This window comes from Microbacterium sp. Leaf179 (genome assembly GCF_001423785.1).
In the GTDB taxonomy this organism is placed as follows: Bacteria; Actinomycetota; Actinomycetes; order Actinomycetales; family Microbacteriaceae; genus Microbacterium.
Genome location: NZ_LMPH01000001.1, coordinates 907788 through 925691, shown reverse-complemented (window position 1 = coordinate 925691; position 17904 = coordinate 907788). Strand labels below are relative to the sequence as shown.

The 17904-nt window shown below is 70.4% G+C and carries 24 protein-coding genes and 1 tRNA gene; 13 read left to right on the top strand and 12 right to left on the bottom strand.

The window, feature by feature from the left end; genetic code table 11:
* Positions 1-64: 64 nt before the first annotated feature.
* A complete protein-coding gene (locus ASF96_RS04335) occupies positions 65-541 on the bottom strand; it encodes a general stress protein (RefSeq protein ID WP_055936257.1) in 477 nt (158 codons plus the stop codon).
* A 144-nt stretch (positions 542-685) separates the two neighbouring features.
* Here ASF96_RS04335 and ASF96_RS04330 point away from each other — a divergent pair, with 144 nt between their 5' ends.
* Positions 686-1081, top strand: coding sequence for a YccF domain-containing protein (locus ASF96_RS04330; protein ID WP_055936254.1), 396 nt, complete (start codon positions 686-688; stop codon positions 1079-1081).
* 41 nt (positions 1082-1122) lie between these two features.
* On the opposite strand, the gene ASF96_RS04325 is transcribed toward ASF96_RS04330, so the two are convergent.
* Positions 1123-2061, bottom strand: coding sequence for a hypothetical protein (locus tag ASF96_RS04325; protein ID WP_055936251.1), 939 nt, complete (start codon positions 2059-2061; stop codon positions 1123-1125).
* Positions 2062-2167: 106 nt separating this feature from the next.
* Entirely contained in the window at positions 2168-2536 is a 369-nt protein-coding gene (locus ASF96_RS04320) for a VOC family protein (protein ID WP_055936249.1), read from the bottom strand.
* Positions 2537-2590: 54 nt separating this feature from the next.
* On the opposite strand from ASF96_RS04320, the gene ASF96_RS04315 reads away from it, so the two are divergent.
* From ASF96_RS04315 to ASF96_RS04285, 8 genes are all read left to right on the top strand, one after another.
* The gene (locus ASF96_RS04315; RefSeq protein WP_055936246.1) at positions 2591-3028 is read left to right on the top strand and encodes a MarR family winged helix-turn-helix transcriptional regulator; all 438 of its coding nucleotides are present in this window, start codon (positions 2591-2593) and stop codon (positions 3026-3028) included.
* Between the two features lie 156 nt (positions 3029-3184).
* Complete coding sequence (locus ASF96_RS04310) at positions 3185-4090, top strand: DMT family transporter (protein WP_055936243.1); 906 nt, start codon at positions 3185-3187, stop codon at positions 4088-4090.
* Complete coding sequence (locus ASF96_RS04305) at positions 4071-4799, top strand: GntR family transcriptional regulator (RefSeq protein ID WP_082509277.1); 729 nt, start codon at positions 4071-4073, stop codon at positions 4797-4799. The genes ASF96_RS04310 and ASF96_RS04305 overlap by 20 nt, the downstream gene beginning before the upstream one ends.
* A 92-nt stretch (positions 4800-4891) precedes the next feature.
* Positions 4892-4967 (top strand) — tRNA-Met (locus ASF96_RS16745).
* A 481-nt stretch (positions 4968-5448) separates the two neighbouring features.
* Complete coding sequence (locus ASF96_RS04300; protein ID WP_235560522.1) at positions 5449-6018, top strand: hypothetical protein; 570 nt, start codon at positions 5449-5451, stop codon at positions 6016-6018.
* Between the two features lie 30 nt (positions 6019-6048).
* Positions 6049-7386 (top strand): hypothetical protein, encoded by a 1338-nt coding sequence (locus ASF96_RS04295; RefSeq protein WP_200934065.1) that lies wholly within the window; start codon positions 6049-6051, stop codon positions 7384-7386.
* A complete protein-coding gene (locus ASF96_RS04290; RefSeq protein ID WP_055936237.1) occupies positions 7383-7613 on the top strand; it encodes a hypothetical protein in 231 nt (76 codons plus the stop codon). The genes ASF96_RS04295 and ASF96_RS04290 overlap by 4 nt, the downstream gene beginning before the upstream one ends.
* A gap of 15 nt (positions 7614-7628) precedes the next feature.
* Positions 7629-7853, top strand: a complete 225-nt coding sequence (locus ASF96_RS04285; RefSeq protein WP_055936234.1) for an RNA-binding S4 domain-containing protein — start codon at positions 7629-7631, stop codon at positions 7851-7853.
* A 284-nt stretch (positions 7854-8137) separates the two neighbouring features.
* Here the strand turns inward: ASF96_RS04285 and ASF96_RS04280 are convergent, their stop codons facing one another.
* The 4 genes from ASF96_RS04280 to ykgO all read right to left on the bottom strand — a co-directional run bounded on the left by ASF96_RS04280 (position 8138) and on the right by ykgO (position 9155).
* Positions 8138-8434, bottom strand: coding sequence for a hypothetical protein (locus ASF96_RS04280; protein ID WP_055936231.1), 297 nt, complete (start codon positions 8432-8434; stop codon positions 8138-8140).
* Positions 8431-8748 (bottom strand): ArsR/SmtB family transcription factor, encoded by a 318-nt coding sequence (locus ASF96_RS04275; RefSeq protein WP_055936228.1) that lies wholly within the window; start codon positions 8746-8748, stop codon positions 8431-8433. The genes ASF96_RS04280 and ASF96_RS04275 overlap by 4 nt, the downstream gene beginning before the upstream one ends.
* Positions 8749-8823: 75 nt before the next feature.
* The gene (locus ASF96_RS04270; protein WP_055936225.1) at positions 8824-9012 is read right to left on the bottom strand and encodes a hypothetical protein; all 189 of its coding nucleotides are present in this window, start codon (positions 9010-9012) and stop codon (positions 8824-8826) included.
* Between the two features lie 20 nt (positions 9013-9032).
* Positions 9033-9155: a type B 50S ribosomal protein L36 gene (ykgO, locus tag ASF96_RS04265; protein WP_055834032.1), complete on the bottom strand. Its 123-nt coding sequence runs from the start codon at positions 9153-9155 to the stop codon at positions 9033-9035.
* Between the two features lie 80 nt (positions 9156-9235).
* On the opposite strand from ykgO, the gene ASF96_RS04260 reads away from it, so the two are divergent.
* Both ASF96_RS04260 and ASF96_RS04255 read left to right on the top strand, forming a co-directional pair.
* Positions 9236-10231: a GTP-binding protein gene (locus ASF96_RS04260; RefSeq protein ID WP_055937669.1), complete on the top strand. Its 996-nt coding sequence runs from the start codon at positions 9236-9238 to the stop codon at positions 10229-10231.
* Between the two features lie 54 nt (positions 10232-10285).
* A complete protein-coding gene (locus tag ASF96_RS04255) occupies positions 10286-10492 on the top strand; it encodes a hypothetical protein (RefSeq protein WP_055936222.1) in 207 nt (68 codons plus the stop codon).
* Positions 10493-10605: 113 nt separating this feature from the next.
* Here the strand turns inward: ASF96_RS04255 and ASF96_RS04250 are convergent, their stop codons facing one another.
* The 4 genes from ASF96_RS04250 to ASF96_RS04235 form a co-directional block, all read right to left on the bottom strand.
* Complete coding sequence (locus ASF96_RS04250; RefSeq protein ID WP_055936219.1) at positions 10606-11691, bottom strand: ABC transporter permease; 1086 nt, start codon at positions 11689-11691, stop codon at positions 10606-10608.
* Positions 11688-12713, bottom strand: a complete 1026-nt coding sequence (locus ASF96_RS04245; protein WP_082509276.1) for an ABC transporter ATP-binding protein — start codon at positions 12711-12713, stop codon at positions 11688-11690. The genes ASF96_RS04250 and ASF96_RS04245 overlap by 4 nt, the downstream gene beginning before the upstream one ends.
* 60 nt (positions 12714-12773) lie before the next feature.
* The gene (locus ASF96_RS04240; protein ID WP_055936216.1) at positions 12774-13703 is read right to left on the bottom strand and encodes an NAD(P)/FAD-dependent oxidoreductase; all 930 of its coding nucleotides are present in this window, start codon (positions 13701-13703) and stop codon (positions 12774-12776) included.
* Positions 13704-13942: 239 nt separating this feature from the next.
* Positions 13943-14923 (bottom strand): glycerophosphodiester phosphodiesterase family protein, encoded by a 981-nt coding sequence (locus ASF96_RS04235; RefSeq protein ID WP_055936212.1) that lies wholly within the window; start codon positions 14921-14923, stop codon positions 13943-13945.
* Between the two features lie 142 nt (positions 14924-15065).
* Here ASF96_RS04235 and ASF96_RS04230 point away from each other — a divergent pair, with 142 nt between their 5' ends.
* Positions 15066-15935, top strand: a complete 870-nt coding sequence (locus ASF96_RS04230; RefSeq protein WP_055834018.1) for a Bax inhibitor-1/YccA family protein — start codon at positions 15066-15068, stop codon at positions 15933-15935.
* 190 nt (positions 15936-16125) lie between these two features.
* The gene (gene ligD / locus ASF96_RS04225; protein WP_055936209.1) at positions 16126-17355 is read left to right on the top strand and encodes a non-homologous end-joining DNA ligase; all 1230 of its coding nucleotides are present in this window, start codon (positions 16126-16128) and stop codon (positions 17353-17355) included.
* Here ligD and ASF96_RS04220 read toward each other — a convergent pair.
* Positions 17322-17879, bottom strand: a complete 558-nt coding sequence (locus ASF96_RS04220) for a TetR/AcrR family transcriptional regulator (protein WP_055936206.1) — start codon at positions 17877-17879, stop codon at positions 17322-17324. The genes ligD and ASF96_RS04220 overlap by 34 nt on opposite strands.
* Positions 17880-17904: the final 25 nt, after the last annotated feature.

Sequence of the window (17904 nt, the reverse complement as noted above, 5' to 3'; positions counted from 1 at the left end):
CATCGGCCCTCCGCGCTGGCCGCGGGGCTCCCGCGATGTCGCGAGCCCCCGCCCCGGCGAAACGTTACGCCCGCGCCTCGCCCGCCGCCCCCGACGACAGCAGCGACTGCGCGCGCGAGTAGTGCTCGGCATCCACCGTCACGTCCCACCGCTCGGCCTCGAACCCCTGCACCGACGAGAAGTCGCGGCGGCCGCCGGTGAACGCGTGACCGGCGAAGCCGAACACCGCACCCCAGACGGCACCCAGGACGAGGCCCCAGACCAGCAGGCCGAGGAATCCTCCGGGGGTCAGCAGCCCCAGCAGCACGCCGATCATCAGGCCGAACCAGGCACCGGAGGCTGCGCCGAGACCCGCCGCGCGTCCGCGGGTCAGGCGGCCGGTCACCTGCTCGACGATGCGCACGCCGTGTCCGACGATCGCGGTGTGCTCGACGGGGAAGCCGGCGTCGGAGAGGCGGTCGACGGCCGCCTGCGCTCCGGTGTAGTCGCTGAAGCTCGAGAGCGTGCGGCGCTCGGGGGTGGCACGGGTGACGTCGGTCATGGGGGTTCCTCTCCCTCGGATGGGCCTCACGCTAGCCCTCCGCGTCTCGACAGGCGGGGCGCTTGCGCGTCGTCCTGCGCCTGGATAGGCCCGGGGCTGTCAAACCCCGGATGCCACACAGCCCGGCCGGTCATGATGGGGGGCATGCGCCTCATCCTCAACGTCCTCTGGCTTGTGCTCTCGGGCTTCTGGCTCTTCCTGGGCTACTTCGCCGCGGGGATCGTGCTGTGCATCTTCATCGTGACGATCCCGTGGGGCATCGCGGCGTTCCGGATCGGCCTGTACGCACTGTGGCCGTTCGGCCGCGAGATCGTGTCCAAGCCCACCGCCGGTGTGGGCTCGTTCCTGGGCAACGTCGTGTGGGTCATCCTCGCCGGGTGGTGGCTGGCGCTGGAGCACGTCGTCACCGGCCTGCTGCTCTGCGTCACGATCATCGGCATCCCGCTCGGGATCGCCAACTTCAAGCTCGTGCCGGTCTCGCTCATGCCCCTCGGCAAAGAGGTGCGCGAGCTCCGTCGCGGGGGTCCGTTCGACCGGTGATCCGGTCCTAGGGCGGCGCGCACGGCGCTCACCCCGGCGCGTCAGCGTGCGGTGCGCTCGTACACCCGTCGGGGAAGGGCGAGCAGGATGCCGACGAGCGTGACGATCGCCCCGATCACCGCGGTGGTGATGACGAGCTCGACCGGGAAGGCTCCGTCCCGTGCGCCGGCGAAGCGCGCGAGGTCCCAGGGAAGCACTCCGACCTGCTCGTTCCACGACCGCAGCGCAGCGCCCGCTCCCATGAACGCCACCGTGACCGCGGGGACCGCGCATCCCACGCCCATGCCGGCCAGGGCGATACCGGTCGCGCGACGGCGTCCGAGCTGGGGGCGGAGCGACCACCCGGCGGCGACGAACACCCAGGCGAGCAGGGCGAACGCCCCCGTCAGATAGAGCACCCGCACCGCGGGGATGGTCCACAACCCCGACCAGATGCCCTCGGAGCCCGACAGCGCCACCGCCGTCAGGGCGACGACGCAGCGCAGCACGAGCGCGCCGCCGACGGCCGCGATGATGGGCCACGGCGAGCGCTTGCCGAGCAGCAGCCGCACGACGATCGCGAAGACGAGCCAGCTGGCGATGGCCACGGCCGCGCCCCATAGGCCGTCGCGGGGCGTCTGCACGATGCGGGTCGCCACGAGCAGGCCGCCCGGAATGAGGATCATCAACCACCGGTCGAGCGGCAGCAGTCCGAGGCTGGACTCGCGGGCCCGCCAGGGTCGCGTCGACGCGATCCACGTCGCGCGCGCGGCGGCCGCGCCGGGGCGGCGCACCAGGCTGGTGCGGGCGGCGACCATGCCGATGACGACCCAGACGACCCCGAGCAGCAGCAGACCGCGGCCGAACCATTCGGTCGTCGCGTCCACGACGACGGGAGCGCGGGTGAAGGGATCGACCACGAACGACAGGATGAGGCCGAGCACGAGGAGTCCGCCGGCGGTGCTCAGCGCCAGAACGCCTCGCCCCGTCGTCGTCGCCATGCACCTACGTTAGCGGGCACACCCGCGCGCTCCGACCGCGAAGACCGGACCACCCGGGCCTCCCCTCGCGACCGCGGCGCGCGAGCGCGGCCGGGCGGACCGACGGTCAGGCCCGGTCGTGCAGAGTGACGTGGTATCCGTCGGGATCGGCGAAAGTGAACGTGCGGCCGAAGGGTCCGTCGATGGGGTCCATGACGATGCGGTGACCGTCGGCGACGAGTGCGTCGTGGATCTGCTGCACCTCGGTGGCGTGCAGCCAGACGGCCGCGCCGATCCCGGGCTGCGCCACACCGGTCAGGTCTGTCCCCGGCGCGAGGTCGCGCAGGGCGAAGGCGATCGGCGTCGTGGTGAAGACCACGGCGTGCGGGGGGCCTGCGGGTGAGCGCTCGAGTCCGAGGTACCGCGCGTAGAAGGCGTGCGAGGCGTCGAGATCGCGCACCTGGAGGGAAAGGAAGTCGGGGCCGGTGACGGGCATGGAATCTCCTCGTGTGTCAGTTATCTGACATCCACTGTATGTCAGAATACTGACATGACGCGAGAGCGCATCGATCTGGACACCTCGCTGGGGTACCTGCTCAAAGAGGCGGCGAGCGCGCTGCGCTCCGCGATGGAGGACGCCCTGCGCCCCCTCGGCATGACGATCACGCACTACTCCTGCCTCGAGCTCCTCGCCCAGCGTCCGGGGTTGTCGAACTCCGACCTCGCGCGCGGGGCATTCGTCACGCGGCAGTCGATGAACGTGCTGCTCCAGACACTGGAGCGCGACGGCATCGTCGAGCGCCCGGATGCCGCTCCCGTCGGCAAGGCGCTGCCCACGCGTCTCACCGCGCGCGGCCTCCGTTCGCTCGAGGCGGCGAGCGCTGCCGTGCGCTCGGTGGAACGTCGCATGCTCAGCGGAATGTCCGACGTCGAGCAGGAGACGGCCTTGCACGCCCTCCGTTCGATGGCGCACGCGCTGCGCGGTTGATCCCCGTCCAACTCGGGCGCCGCCTCGCACAACGGCGGGGCAGGTCGCCGACACGCCGGCACGGCCCGTTCGGGCTCGGCGCGTCCTCTTCGTTGTCCGCCGTTGCGCGCCGCGTCCGCCAGCACCCTGGGTCGCAGATTGTGTAACAATTCACCCATGTTGCCCGCCCTCGCCGTTCTCGCGGCGGCCCTGTGTTTCTCGACCACCGGCACGGCGCAGGCGTTGGCGGGCGTCGACGCCTCCCCCGTCGCGGTCGGTGCCGCGCGGATCGTCGTGGGCGGCGGCATCCTGGGTCTCGTCGCCCTTCTGCGTCGCGCGCCGACTCCCCCGCTGCGGGTGATGCGCGGATCCGTCAGCGGACTCGTCGCCCTCGCCGCAATCGGCGTGCTCGCCTACCAACCCCTCTTCTTCCTCGGCACGCGAGAGAACGGCGTGGCCATCGGCACGGTCGTCGCGCTGGGTTCCGCGCCGATCGCAACCGGAATCGTGGATGCCGTGCGCCTGCGTCGCGCCCCCTCGCCGCGCTGGATGCTCGCCACCGCCATCGCCCTCGCCGGTGTCGTGCTGGTGTCGGGAGTCACCGGCGGCTCGATCGCGCTCGCTCCGAGCGGCCTCCTCGCCTCGGCGGGCGCGGGAATGTCGTATGCCCTCTATACGGTGTGCGGCAAGGCGCTGATCGAGAGGGGGTGGGACTCCACCCGCGTTATGGGCACGGTCTTCGGCGTCGCCGCGGTGGCCAGCCTGCCGGTGCTGCTGCTAGCCGGGTCCTCTTGGCTGCTCACTCCCAACGGCCTCGCGCTCGCGCTCTGGCTCGGAGTGATCACGACGACGATCGCCTACCTGCTGTTCGGCTGGGGGCTCGCACGGCTGACCGCCGTCACGGTCTCGACCCTCACACTCGCCGAGCCCCTCGCGGCGACGCTGCTCGGGCTGTTCGTGCTGCACGAGCAGCTCACCCCGATGGGAGCCGTCGGCCTCGCGCTCATCGCCGTGGGCCTCGCCGTGGTGTCCGTTCCGTCACGTCGTCGCGAGGAGGTTCCGGATGCCACGGCCCGCGCGTGACGCCTCCGCCCGCGCCGCGGCTGGACACGGTGGTGCCGGGCGGGACACCCGCACCTCGGCGGCACCCGGCCGCGCCATCGCGGACTCCCCCGGCCCCCGCGCCGCCGACCTCGTCGCCGACGCCGTGCGCTCCGGCATCCTGTCGGGCCAGCTCGCCCCCGGAACCCCGCTGCGCGAAGAGGAGCTGAGCGCGACGCACGGCGTCTCGCGTCACACCGCTCGCACCGCACTCACCCGCTTGGCCGGCGAACGCCTCGTCACCGCCGAGCCCTACCGAGGCGTGCGGGTCTCGCTGCTCGACGACGACGCACTCATCGCGTTGCAGCAACTGCGCTGCGCCCTCGAGACCGAGGCGTTGCGGATCGTGCGGGATCGCGGCATCCATCCGTCCGACGTCGACGCGGCGCTCGATTCCCTCGCCGACGCCGAGGCCTCGGGTGACTGGCCGGCCACCCTCGACGCGCACGCCCGTGTGCACCTCGCCCTGGTCGATGCCGCGGGCAGCCCGCGAATCGCCGAGGAGTACAGGCGCCTCGACTCCGAGATGCACCTGCTGCTCACCCATGTGCGCCCGGCGTATGCGCCGGGGACACTGACGGCCGAGCATCGCGCCTACGTGCGGGCGGCGCTGGACGAGCCCGAGCGGGCCGTGCGCGCGCACCTCGCCCACTCGACGCGAGCGATCATCGACGGGCGGCGCGCGCGCTGACACGGGGTCGAGCGCCACACGGCGACATCTGTCGTCACTTCTCGCAACGCCCGCACCGCGCGTCCGCGGTCGGGGTTAGCGTGAGGGCACATCGCGGCGATCCGGGCGGTCCCGGGCCTCGGCTCATAACCGAAGGCGTGGCGGGTTCGACTCCCGCCGTCGCGTCCACTTCGCCCTCGATGCCCCTGCCGCATCGATCCGATCCGCCATCGTCGCCCCTACGTCTTCGTGCCCGCAGGATCCCCGGCGAGCGCGAGCACCCGCCGTCCGGCGGACTTTGTCGGCTCCTCCAGCTCGACGGCGAAGGTCCCATCGCTGCCGAATGCGAAGTACCCGACATCGCCTGGCCTCGACGCTCCCGACGGTGATCTGCAACCCCCTCCAGCACACGAGGACGTCTCCTGCGACCGTCCCAGCTCATGCCGGGGAATCTCCGTGTCGGCGGCGCCGAGACCGTCGCCGCGAACGCCGGCGCCTGAGGGACGGAAAGCCGCTAAGTTCGCACCATTGCACTGCCGCTCGAATCTGGGGGGATTCGCCGAATGACTACCATGCCCGCGCTTATGAAACTCTTAGCCGAGGGGGCGTCGTGAGGTTCCTTCGCCGCCCCGTCCCTCTGTGGTCCCACTTGGCTACCTTGGGCATCGTCGTGCTCGTGCTCGGCGGACTTGCGGTCGGCATCGCCGCGGGCTTGCTGACGCCGCCCTGGTTAGCGTCGGCGTTGGGATCGCGGAGCATCGTCCGCAACGAGCAGGTCGTGACCTTCATCACGAAGGAGGAGCAGACGGTGCTGCTCACTCTCGGCGTGGAGGGGATCTCTGAGGCCGAAGGTGTACCGCCCCAGGTCCTCAAGGATGTGCCGTTCTCGAAGAAGGTCCGGCTCGTGCAGTACAGCATGAAGGCCAAGCTCGGAGTCGACGCCGTGACCATCGACGCCACGGGCGACCATCAGTTCGTGGTGACGGTCCCGCCGTTCATCTGGATTGGCGAGACCGACCGAAAAATCGAGCGGGTGATTAGCGATGACGGGGTACTCAGCGCGTTCACCGAGCAGAAGACGGAGTCGGAGCAGCTTAATGGACTCGTCGATGACGAATTGAAAGCGAAGTACCTCGAGAACAACGGCGAAGCCCTCCAAAATCAAGCGGAGTTTCACTTCACCAAACTTGCCCGGAGCATCGACCCCGATGCGGAACTCTCGTTCGAGTTCGCTGGCTGACACACTCGATCTCTACGGAAGCGAAAGACCATGAATCCGGACGCGGAACCCACTGTCGAAGAAATCCCGCCTCGATCGAGCGACGAGAGCCCTGAGTCGTTCGGCGTCGGCGACGATCTCGAGTTGATCACCGATGGCGAGGGGCTGGTCGTCCTAGGGGATCCCGCGGCGGTCGCGGAGTTCACGTTGTCGGCGGGTGTGCCATCGATCTCGCTGGACTTCGACCGGCTGACGGCTCGGACCGGCAGCACCCTTCAGGCCGCGTCTGCGATTTCGGCCAACGCGGGTCGGTGGATGAAACTCACCGAAGAGTCCGCCCGTGCCGCCCACGGTGCGACGTTCGTTCAGCGCTCCGGTGGGGTGTTCGTACAGGCCACCACCCGCGGCGCGAACGGGCAATTCATCAAGAACCTCCAGTTCGTCGCGAAGCCTGGTGCACTGCTCACCAACCCCGCGGTCCTCTCCGGCGTGGGTGGCCTGATGGCCCAATACGCCATGCAGAAGCAGATGGAGGAGATCACTGACTACCTGGCGAAGATTGACGCCAAGGTCGACGACGTACTCCGTTCCCAGAAGGACGCCGTCCTTGCAGACATGATCGGCGTTGAGATGATGCTGGATGAGGCGATGGTCGTCCGCGCAGAGGTGGGGCGCGTGTCCGAGGTCACGTGGTCGAAGATCCAGGGCTCGGCCGCGACCGTCGCGCGCACTCAGGCTTACGCCTTGCGTCAGCTTCAGGGCCTCGCGGACAAGCTCGAACGCGAAGCGAAGATCAGCGAACTGGCCGATCTGTCGAAGTCCGCGCAGACCGAAGTAGGCGAATGGCTCGCGGTTCTCGCGCGATGCTTCCAGTTGCAGGAAGGAATGAGCATTCTTGAACTGGACCGAGTGCTCGACTCCTCTACAGAAGATCTCGACCGGCATCGAACCGCACTCCAAACTGCGCGCCAGCGCCGACGGGACCTCATCGGATCGACCACCGCCCACCTCGTGGCGCGAATGGATGCGGCGGCCAGTCGCGCCAACGCCAAGGTTCTGCTCAATCCCAAGTCGACCAAGGTCGTGGTCGGAGCACGCAACAGCGTCGCGTCGAGTGTCGGTGACCTCCACGCTGCTCTGGGTCTCACCAGCGATCGTGCGGCGTTGCAAGCGCGGCGCTGGTCCGCGGCTGCTGCTGACGTTCGCGATGACGTCCTCGACGCGGGTAAGGGCGGTCTCGAGAATTTGGGGCGTCTCGGAGGCGAAACGATTGAGAACGCCCGGTTGTCGACGGGCCGGCTCGCCGAGAAGATCGCTCATCGTCTGCAGCGGTCCGGAGACACGGTGCCCCCAGCTGAGCCCCGCACGGAGGAAGAGCCCAGGGCATGAACCCCCTCACCCAAGCCACGTGGGAGCGCGACGTGCTCGACACGTTCGCCGAGCTGCTCGACTGGCAGCCCGTGCGTAGAGGCGATCGCGCCCGGAAGCTTGACGACGCGCCGCCCGCCGCGGTGATGTCGGGGCCGAGCTCGGCGGCCAGGTCTCTCGGCACGCGGACCGCGCGAACGCGCACGTCGCGAACCTACACGAGCGACTTCGTCGCCTCGTCCGACTGAAATGGAGCAGACCAGATGACCTCCCCCACACCCCAGGACGTCCTCATCGGGACCGAGAGCATCCGCCTCGGCCCGTTCCTGAAGTTCGCGGGCATCCTCGACTCCGGCGGAGACGTGAAAGAGGCGATCATCGACGGCTACGTCCAGGTCAACGGCGAGGTCGACCGCCGACGCGGCCGGCAGTTGCAGGTCGGCGATGTCGTAACGTTCGAGGGTCATTCCTTCCGCGTCCAGGTCTGACCCGACCTCAAGGGGACCCGAGTGCAAACGGACGATTCTCGGCTTGGCTTCAGGCGCCGCTGAAGAAGTCTTCGTCCACCTTCACAAGGTCGAATGTCGAGGCCACCTGCACGCCCACTCGGTGACGCATCACGAGCGAGGTCAAACGGTCGCCTCCCTCTGCCCGCGGTGCCGCGTTTCCTACCCAAAGCGAGCGAAAAGCCCGCTCCCCCCGAAGGAGAAGCGGGCCCGGCAGGCGAGATCCCGCGCTCGTGACACGGGATGCCGCTCGGCTCAGCGGCGGATCAGTGCTCGTCGTAGTGGTCGGTGTGCAGCGAGTGGCGGTGACCGTCGTGCACGTAGTCGGCGTGGCCGTCGTGCTCGATCTTCTCGTGGCCGCAGTCGTCGCCGTGACGGTGCTCGTCGACGGTGTGCTCGGCCTTCGACTCGTGCTCGTCGTAGTGGTCGCCGTGCAGGGCGTGGTGGTGCGTGCCGTGCACGTAGTCGATGTGGTCGCCGTGCTCGATCTTCTGGTGGCCGCAGTCGTCGCCGTGGGCGTGCTCGTCGACGGAGTGCTCGGCGTGGGTTTCGGTGGTGCTCATTGTTCGTTCCCCTGGTCGTTCGGTTCCTGGACGTGGGCGATCGCATCGAGCACGACGTGCGCGACATGCTGGTCGGCGAGGGCGTATCGAATCTCTTTCCCCTCGCGCTCCGAGCTCACCAAGCCCGCCTGGCGCAAGGTCCGCAGGTGTTGCGACACCAACGGCTGCGACAGGCCCGCCTGCTCGGCGAGCACGCTGACCGTGAGCTGTTCGCGGCTCAGGAGCCACACGAGCGCGAGACGCGACTCGTTGCCCAGAACCTTGAACAGTTCCGCGGCTTCGTCGAGTCCCGCGATCTTGTCCACGGGATCCATTCGACCATACACATGCACGAATTGCAATGTGTTCAGGCTATTGGGAGCGATTCTCGTTCGCGTGCCGACGGCACGTCACGGCAGGTCGTCGCGGCCTCCGCTCGACCGACCCTCGCCGAACGCGGCCCGCATCCACGCCGTTTCGGCCGCCGCGCGAATGTCATCGTCGTCGCGTCGCCGTTGGGCGCGGCGCCCGATGCCGAGCCCCGCGCCCGCCACCGCGACACCGATGGCGATCCCCACAGCGAGCGCCCCGAGTTCCATGGGGCGATTCTACGAAGGCGTCACCCCTGACGCCCCTTGAAGCGCGGGTTCTGCTTGTTGATCACGAACACCCGACCGCGGCGGCGAACGACCTGCGCACCGGGCTGTTTCTTGAGTGACGCGAGCGAAGCGCGAACTTTCATGGGGATCCTCCTTGTTGATAACCGTTCTCACTAACACGGTAGGGTGTCGGGAGCCCCCTGACAAACGAGAGGTGGATGCCATGCCCCGCACGATCGCCATCCTCGGCGTCTGCGCACCGGAACGCCGGGCCTACGCCGAACGCACCGCTGTCGCGCTCGATCGCCCGCTGCACCTGCTGCGTTTCGCCGACCTCCGGTCCTCCCACGCCCTGCCTCACCCGCGGTCACGCCCGAGCACCGCGCACGCCGTCGTCGACCTGGGCACCGACGTCGACCTCATCCACGCGATCGCCTCGCGCGGCGGCGCCGAGGTCGAAGCGGTCTGCGTCGTCGACGCTCGGCACATGGTGGGCGATCTGCTCGACGAGGCGCCCCTCGTGGCATCCGCTCGTCCCGGCGACACCCGCGCCGACGTCGGTGCACGCGCGCGGCAGGCGGCCTTGGCCCTGGAGCTGGCGACACGCATCGTCTGGATCAACTGGGAGCAGGTGCCCACCGCGGCCCTCTCCGTGCAGATGGCCCTCGCTTCGCACCTGAATCCCACCGCCGTGGTGCGCCTGTCGCGCGATCCGCTCAGCGACCTGCACTCAAAAGCTCCCCGCGACGGCGAGATCCTCGAGCGAGCGGGCTGGGTGCACGCCCTCAACGCCGAGCACGACCCCTACATGCGCGACAACCGCGTCATGACGGTGCGCTACGAGCAGCTGCGGCCGTTCCATCCGGCCCGCCTGTCGGCCGCGCTCGACCGGCTCGACGACGGCGCCGCCGGACGCCTCGTGCGTTCCGCCGGATTCTGTCGCCTGGCCTCACGCCCCGGCATCCTGGCGCGGTGGGAGCACGTCGGCTCGGCGATGTGGCTCGAACCGATCGGTGCCGACGACGGCCTCATGGGCATGGGCCAAGAGATCGCCTTCACCGGCCTCGACCTCTCGGCGCCGAAGCTCGCGCACGTGCTCGACCGGGCCGCGCTCACCGACGACGAGCTCGCCAGCGGCCCCGCGGCCTGGGCGCTGTTCGACGACCCGCTGCCGGCCTGGCCCGCGGTGGAGTCGTCGATCCCCGATGCCACCGACTGAGGACGACCTGTCAAGCCGGTTCACCGTGGCGGCGGCGTGGGGCAACGTGGCGGCATGAGCACTCCTGAGATCCCCTCCCGCCACTCCGACGACGCCCACGCCGACTCCGCCGCCCCCACCGACGCCGTGACCGACGAGGTGCGCGAAGACGCCGCCGAGTCCGAGGAAAACGTCGAGCTCGACAACCACACGGGCGACGCGCTCGACGGCGACGCCCCGGCGGACGACCCCGGGTTCCCCGCCGCCGAGGGTCACGCCTGAACCCGCGGTGATCGGAGCGCCCGGCGAGCACCTGCCCGGGCGCTCCTCCTGCACCGACCGGTGATGCCCGTCCCGTCGACGGCAGCGGCTTCGGAGCGGGTTCCGCTTAGCCGTTACGCGATCCGCGTCCCCGGCGGCAGGCGCTTCGCCGGCGTCCGGGTGCGCGAGATTCCCCACCACAGCAGCCCACCGGCGACCACCGCCTGCAGCAGCAGCCCCACGAACCAGCTCGGCGCGGTGCCCGCAAGCTGCTCCTCGGTGGTCGGGTAGTCGTATGCGCTGCCCGCGGGGTCGGCGCAGGCGTCGTAGCGCGGCGCCGGGTCGGGCTCGATCTGCGCGAGGCGCACACCCGAGGCGATCTGCGAGAACAGGTCGGACGGGTAGCCGTCGCGATATGTCGGAGGCGTGGCATCCGCGAGGATCACGAAGGGGTTGGCCGCGAGCAGCCACCATACGCGGTCGAAGCGCGGGGTCTCGCCGTACGACCTCGACTCGACGCACTCGAGCTCGTCGTAGGTGGGGCACCCCGCCCCGGGACTCGGCGCGCCCGGGTCGCAGCCGGTGGGCACCGCGTTCCAGTCGACGTCGCGACTCACCGTCACCTGCGGCGTGCGCAGTGCGGCGCCGCCCAATCCGAAGGCGAGCAGCGTGCCGATGGTGAGCGCGGCGACCACCAGATACGTGCTGGCCACCGAGAAGATGGGTCGCGCGACCACCGCGCTGAAACCCACCCCGATCGCCGCGACGATGCCCACCTCGAGGATCAGGATGCCGAGCGAGCTCACGATCACGCCCGGATTCAGCGCCCCGGCGAACGTCGACACGATGAGGAAGGGCACGGCCACGACGAGGAAGGCGAGACCGGAGATCCAGGCGGCCAGGAACTTGCCGATCACGATCTCGGTTGTCGTGGCGAGCGTCACCTGCACGGGAGCAAGGGTCGCGCCGTCGCGGTCGCCGTTGACCGCGCTGCCGCTGAGCGTGGGCGACACCAACAGCACGAGCAGGAGCACGAGCATGATGACGAGCGAGAAGAACCACTCGTTGCCGCCGCTCCAGAGCGAGAACGCGGCGAGCGAGAGCACCATGACACCGAGCAGGATCGCGGCGAAGATCCCGAGCAGCACGTACCAGCCCACCGAGCGGACGCGCTGACGCAGCTCGATGCCGATGATCGTGCGCAGGCGGTGCGGGTTCATGCGCGGCTCCCCTCGTCGTCGCGGTCATCGGGCACGGCGGGCGCCGTCGGCCCCTGTGCGGGGGCACCCGGCGGAGGCGGAGGCGGCGCCGACTCGGACCGCAGGTCGAGGAAGGCGTGCTCGAGATCACCCACGGCGGGAGCGAACTCCACCACCGGCAGGCCCGCGCCGACGAGAGCGCGCAGCCCTGCGACGGCACCCGCGTCGTCGGCGAACGGCACGAGAGCATCGCGCCGGTCGAGACCAATCTCGTCGCCGGAGCGGCCGAGGGCCGCCGCGATATCTCCGCGCGCCGCCTCGACCGACCTCGAGGAGTCGGTCGCCAGTCGCACGCGCCACACCCGCACGCGCGTCGCCGCCGCCGCGATGCGGTCGCCCGCGACGGTGCGTCCGTCGACCAGGAACACGGCGTCGTCGACGACCTCTTCGAGCTCGGACAGCACGTGACTCGACATCAGGATCGTGCGTCCCTCGGCGGCCAGGCGTCGCAACAGCACGCGCAGCGCGATGCGCGCCTGCGGATCGAGGCCCGAGGCCGGCTCGTCGAGCAACAGCACGCGCGGGTCGTGCACGAGCGCGCGGGCCAGAGCGAGACGCTGCTTCTGTCCACGCGACAAGACGCGGGCAGGTGCCGCGGCGAGCGCGGTCAGGTCGACGAGCTCGAGAAGTTCGTCGGCGCGGGAACGCGCGGCGTCACGCGACAGGTCGTAGAGCTGCGCGGTCGCCACCAGCACCTCTCGCGCCGTCAGGCTCGGCCACGCGCCCAGGGAGTCCGGCATCCATCCGAGCACGCGTCGCACACCGGCCGGGTCGGCGACCGGGTCGATGCCGCCGATGCGCAGCTCACCGTCGTCGGGCCGCAGCAGAGACGCCAGCATGAGCATGAGCGTGGTCTTGCCCGAGCCGTTCGGTCCGACCAGTCCCGTGACGCGGCCCGCGGCGGCGGTGAACGTCACCTGCCGCACGGCCTGCACCGAACCGAACGACCGTCTCACTCCCGCGACTTCGATACCGGCGTCCATGGCCCCACCCTAGAGGGGGGCTCCGACGTGGCTCGTCTCGCGATTCGCGGATGCCAGGACTCAGGATGCCGCCAGCGCCCGGCCGAGAGCGTCGCCCGACGCCCACGCGGTGCGCACCGCCGCACTCTCTCCCCACGCATCACCGCAGGCCGAGAGCCCGGGCGAGCGGAAGAACGGCTCCCCGGTCGCCTCGACGGGTCGGGCGAAGGTCCAGCGGTGGGCGCGCGCGGCGACGGGATCGGCATCGATCCGCAGAAGTCGACGGGTCGCCGCGACGACGGACGCGATCGCCGCGTCGGGGTCGTCGAGGTGCCGTCGGGCGAGGTCGGCGGTGGTGTGCACCACGAGCACGGGAGCACCGTCGCCGCGACGATCGCCGTCGTCGGCGAGGAACGACACGTCGGCGTCGCCGTCGGCGAAGGCACCGTGCAGGTCGGCGTCCCACTGCCTGTCGTCCCACCGGAGCACCACGGCGATGACCGGCTCCCAGTCCTGAGCGCCACCCGGAGCCTCGCCCGTCAACCGCGCAGCCTGAGGCGCAGGCATCGCGAGCACCACCTCGCCGGCGTCGCGACCGTCGACGCGGTACGGCTCGACGCGCTCGACGACGTGCTCCGACACCACGTCGAGCCCCTCGGCCAGGTCGAGCGTCAGCGAACGCGAGCCCAGCGGAGCCGCCCATCTCATCGGACCGGGCTTGGGCGTCTGCCCGCCGTCGGCGTCGATGACGGCGAAGGTGTCGGTCCAGGGACGGGCGAGTCCCCGTTCCTCCCAGTCGGCGACGAGATGGCCGAAGCGCTCCGCCTCGCCCACGACGAAGTACGACGCGCCGAGGTCGACCGCGCGCCCGTCGATCGTGCGGCTCGCCAAGCGCCCACCCACGCGGCGCCCCCGATCGAGCACGCGCACCGACCTCCCGGCATCCTGCACCGCTCGCGCGCACGCGAGCCCGGAGATCCCGCCGCCGACGACCGTCACATCCACTGTCATGCGGTCATCCTCCCGCGCCACGCGGGGCCGAGGGGCGGGGTTGCGTTGGGACGCCCCCGGACTCGCGACCGCCGAGGGGCCGGCCCGAACTCCTGAGGCACCTCGGCACGGCCGACGAGCACCGCCGACGACGATGCCCGCCGACCGAGACCTCAGGAGTTTCGCCCACGCGTACGCGGGCGCACGCGCCGATCCCGCTCCGCAGGGCGCTCGGCCGCCATCCCGCACACGGGCGCAGCTCAGCTCCGGAAGAACTCGACCCCCAGGTCGGGATGATCCACGAACACCCCGTCGAGCCCCGCGTCGCGCAGCACCGACCATTCCGCGCGGTGGTCGCCGAACGCCGCGGCGCCGCCGGGCCGCCGATACGCGCGCAGCAGGAACATATTCTCGGGACGGCATGTCCAGGTGAAGACGCGCAGACCGCGTTCCTGCGCCTCGGCCACGAGCGGAGCCGGGCCGCGCGCGCGGCCCCAGCGGTCGGGGGCGAGGATGAGGCGCTTGTCGGGGCTGATGCCGTCGACGTCGGCGGCGAGCCCGTCGAGCCCCCGGGGGGTCAGCATCGCGGCGTACCCCGCGGCGTCGGCGCCGTCGCGTTCCCGCAGGTCCCACGGCGCGCCGTCGGCCTCGATCAGCTGCACCAGCGGAACGCGGATGCCGAGGTCACGCAGCCGCGTAAGCACCAGCGGCTCGAACGACTCGATGACGAGGGAGTCGACGGCATCCGTCCATCCCGCCGTGCGCAGCTCGTCGCGTACGAGCTCGGCCATGTCGAAGCCGAGGCGGGCGAACGCGGCCGCGTGCTTGATCTCGAGCACCACCCCGACTCCCCCCTCGCGGGCGAGGTCGAGCACGTCGCGCAGGCGCAGCACGGGCTCGGTGTCGTCGTGGGCCGCGCTGGCGGGACGGATCGCGGGGATGCGCTCCCGGCACCGGAGGGTCTGCAGCTCCGCCCAGGTGAAGTCCTCGGTGAACCACCCCTCGAGCCGCTCGCCGTCGATCGTCTTCGACGTGCGCCGGTCGGCGAACTCGCGACGCGTCGCGACATCGGTCGTGGCACTGATCTCGTTCTCGTGACGCACGACCAGCACGCCGTCTTTCGAGGGGACGACGTCGGGCTCGACGGCATCCACTCCCGCGGCGATCGCTCGCGCGTACGAGCTGCGGGAGTGCTCGGGGAGGTACCCGGGGGCGCCGCGATGGCCGATCACGAGGGGCATTCCGTCACGCTAACGACGCCGGGTGAACAACAGGTCCGCTCAAAGCAGAATCCCAGTCAGCACAAGGAATCCCGCGGCCCCCTCGGCTAGTGTTGTCTGACAGCACGGTGCTGTGATCACCATCTTTGGAGTGTGAGTTCCCGTGGCCCTCAACAACCCGGCATTCAGCAACCCGGCGTTCCAGGACCCTCGAGCCGGTGGCGCCCAGACGCGCTACAGCCCGCCCCCGGCCGTCGATCCCGCCGCAGACGCGTCGATCGAAGGGGCGTACGCCGCCCCCGCGGCGAGCGCAGCCCAGACCGGTCGCATGACCGTCGAAGACACCGTCTTCAAGACCCTGGCCCTCTTCGGCATCCTCGTCGTCACCGCCGTCGTCGGCTGGATCTGGACGATGAGCGGCGTCAGCGTCGCCAACCCCAACCCGAGCGTTGCTCCGATGATCATCGGCGGCCTGGGCGGCTTCGTGCTCGCCATGGTCGCGATCTTCAAGAAGAAGCCGTCGGTCCCCGTGTTCATCGCGTACGCGGCGTTCGAGGGTCTGTTCATCGGCGGAATCTCGGCGTTCTTCGAGTTCATGCTGCCCGGCATCGTCGTGCAGGCGACCCTCGCGACCCTCTCGGTCGTCGGCGTGACCCTCGCCCTCTTCGCCAGCGGCAAGATCCGCGCCTCGAAGCGTGCCACCAAGATCTTCATGATCGCGATGGTCGGCTACCTCGTCTTCAGCCTGCTGAACGTCGGCCTCATGCTCTTCGGCGTGCTGCCCGACGGAATGGCGTTCGGCCTGCGCAGCGCCACCATCGCCGGCATCCCGATCGGTCTGATCCTCGGTGTGCTCGTGGTCATCATGGCCGCGTACTCGCTGGTGCTCGACTTCGACCAGATCCAGCGCGGCGTCCGCAACGGCGCCCCGCGCGTCTACGCGTGGGTCGGCGCCTTCGGCATCATGGTCACCGTCGTGTGGCTGTACGTCGAGATCCTGCGCATGATCGCGATCATCCGCGGCAACAACTGACGCACCGATTCACGCGGAGGGCCGTCCCGTTCGGGGCGGCCCTTCGTCGTCGCCGCTCCTCTTTCCCGTTGAGTGTCCAGGACACGCCGCGCGACCAGGCCGACGTACGGCGTGTCCTGGACACTCAACGCCGGGGCGGAGCGCCCGCAAGGGGTGCCGCGGCTGAGCGTCCCGACGCTAGCGTCGCGTCATGAGCCCCGCGAAGACGCCCGCCGAGATCCTCGACATCGACGGACACGAGGTGCGCGTCACCAGTCCCGATCGCGTCGTGTTCGCCGAGCCCGGCATCACCAAGCTCGACCTCGTGCGGTACTACCTCGCCGTCGCCGAGGGGGCGCTCCGGGGCGCCGGTGGGCGACCGATGGTACTCAAGCGCTTCTCGAAGGGCCTCGACCAGGAGCCGTTCTTCCAGAAACGCGTGCCCGAGAACCACCCCGCCTTCATCGACACCGCGACCCTGCGCTACGCCTCGGGCACGTCAGCGGAAGAGACGGTGATCCGGGATGCCGCGGGGCTGGCGTGGGTCGTCAACCTCGGCTGCCTCGACCTCAACCCGCATCCCGTGCGAGCCGAAGACCTCGATCATCCCGACGAGCTGCGCGTGGACCTCGACCCGATGCCGGGGGTCGACTGGTCGCAGATCGTCGACGTGGCCTTCATCGTCCGCGACGTCCTGCAAGACCACGGCCTCGTCGGCTGGCCCAAGACCTCGGGGTCGCGCGGGCTGCACATCCTCGTGCGCCTCCGCCCCGAGTGGAACTTCGCCGACGTGCGTCTCGCGGCCGAGACCCTGGCCCGCGAGGTCGAGAATCGCGCGCCCGGGCTCGCCACCGCCCGCTGGTGGAAGGAGGAGCGGGGCGAGAGCGTCTTCGTGGACTTCAACCAGAACGCCAAGGACCGCACGGTCGCGTCGGCCTACTCCGTGCGCGCCCTCCCCGACGCGCGCGTCTCGACACCGCTGACCTGGGACGAGGTGCGAAGCCGCCGCCCCGACGAGTTCACCGTGCTCACCGTGCCCGAGCGCTTCGCGACACTCGGTGACCCGCACGCCGGGATCGACGACGCGGCGGGGTCTCTCGACGCGCTCCTCGCCCTCGCGAAAGAGCTCGGTCCGGCCGAGAAGCCCCCGCGCGGCGGCGACGGTTCGGGCCGGCGAGCGTCGACCATGCCGCTCATCGAGGTCGCGCGCACCAAGACCAAGCCCGAGGCGCTGGAGGCACTCGAGACGTGGAAGCAGCGGCATCCCGACGCCACCTCCGCCCTGCACCCGGCCGACGTGCTCGTCGACGGCATGCGCGGCTCGAGCTCGCTCTGGTACCGCGTGCGGGTGAACCTGCAGCACGTTCCGGATGCCGAGCGCCCGGCGCAGGAAGGCCTGATCGCCGACTACGACCCCTGGGCCGGCCGATCCCCGTCGTGAGCGTTCGAGAGCGAGGCGACGAGGTGGGCGCGACCGTAGTCGTACGCCTGATCGAGGTCGCCGCCGAGCCGGAAGGCCCCGCCGAGCTCCATGGTCACGAAGCCCGTGGCCCAGGCCGTCAGCAGTCGCGCGGCGTCGAGCGCGTGCTTCTCGCCCACCGCCGACGTGGTCGCCCGCAGCACCGGCGCGCTCGTGGCCGCGAGGCGGTCGGCATCCACCACCGTCGTGAAGAGCAGACGGAACGCCTCGGGACGATCGTGGCCGAAGCGACGGAACGCGATCAGCAGGGCGTTGAGGTCGTCGGATGCCGCCGTCAGCCGAGCGGTGAGCTCGTCGGCGGCCCGTTCCCCGACGCGCGCGAGCAGGGTCTCGCGGTCGCGCACCCTCTTGTAGAGCGAGGGCGCTTTCACCCCCACCGCCTGGGCGACGGCCTGCATCGTGACGGCGCTCGGCCCGCCCTCGTCGAGCAGTCGCGCTGCCGCATCGACGATCTCATCGAGGCTCGTTCTCTCCGGAGTCGGCATGATTCCTCCCATGGCTACGGATATA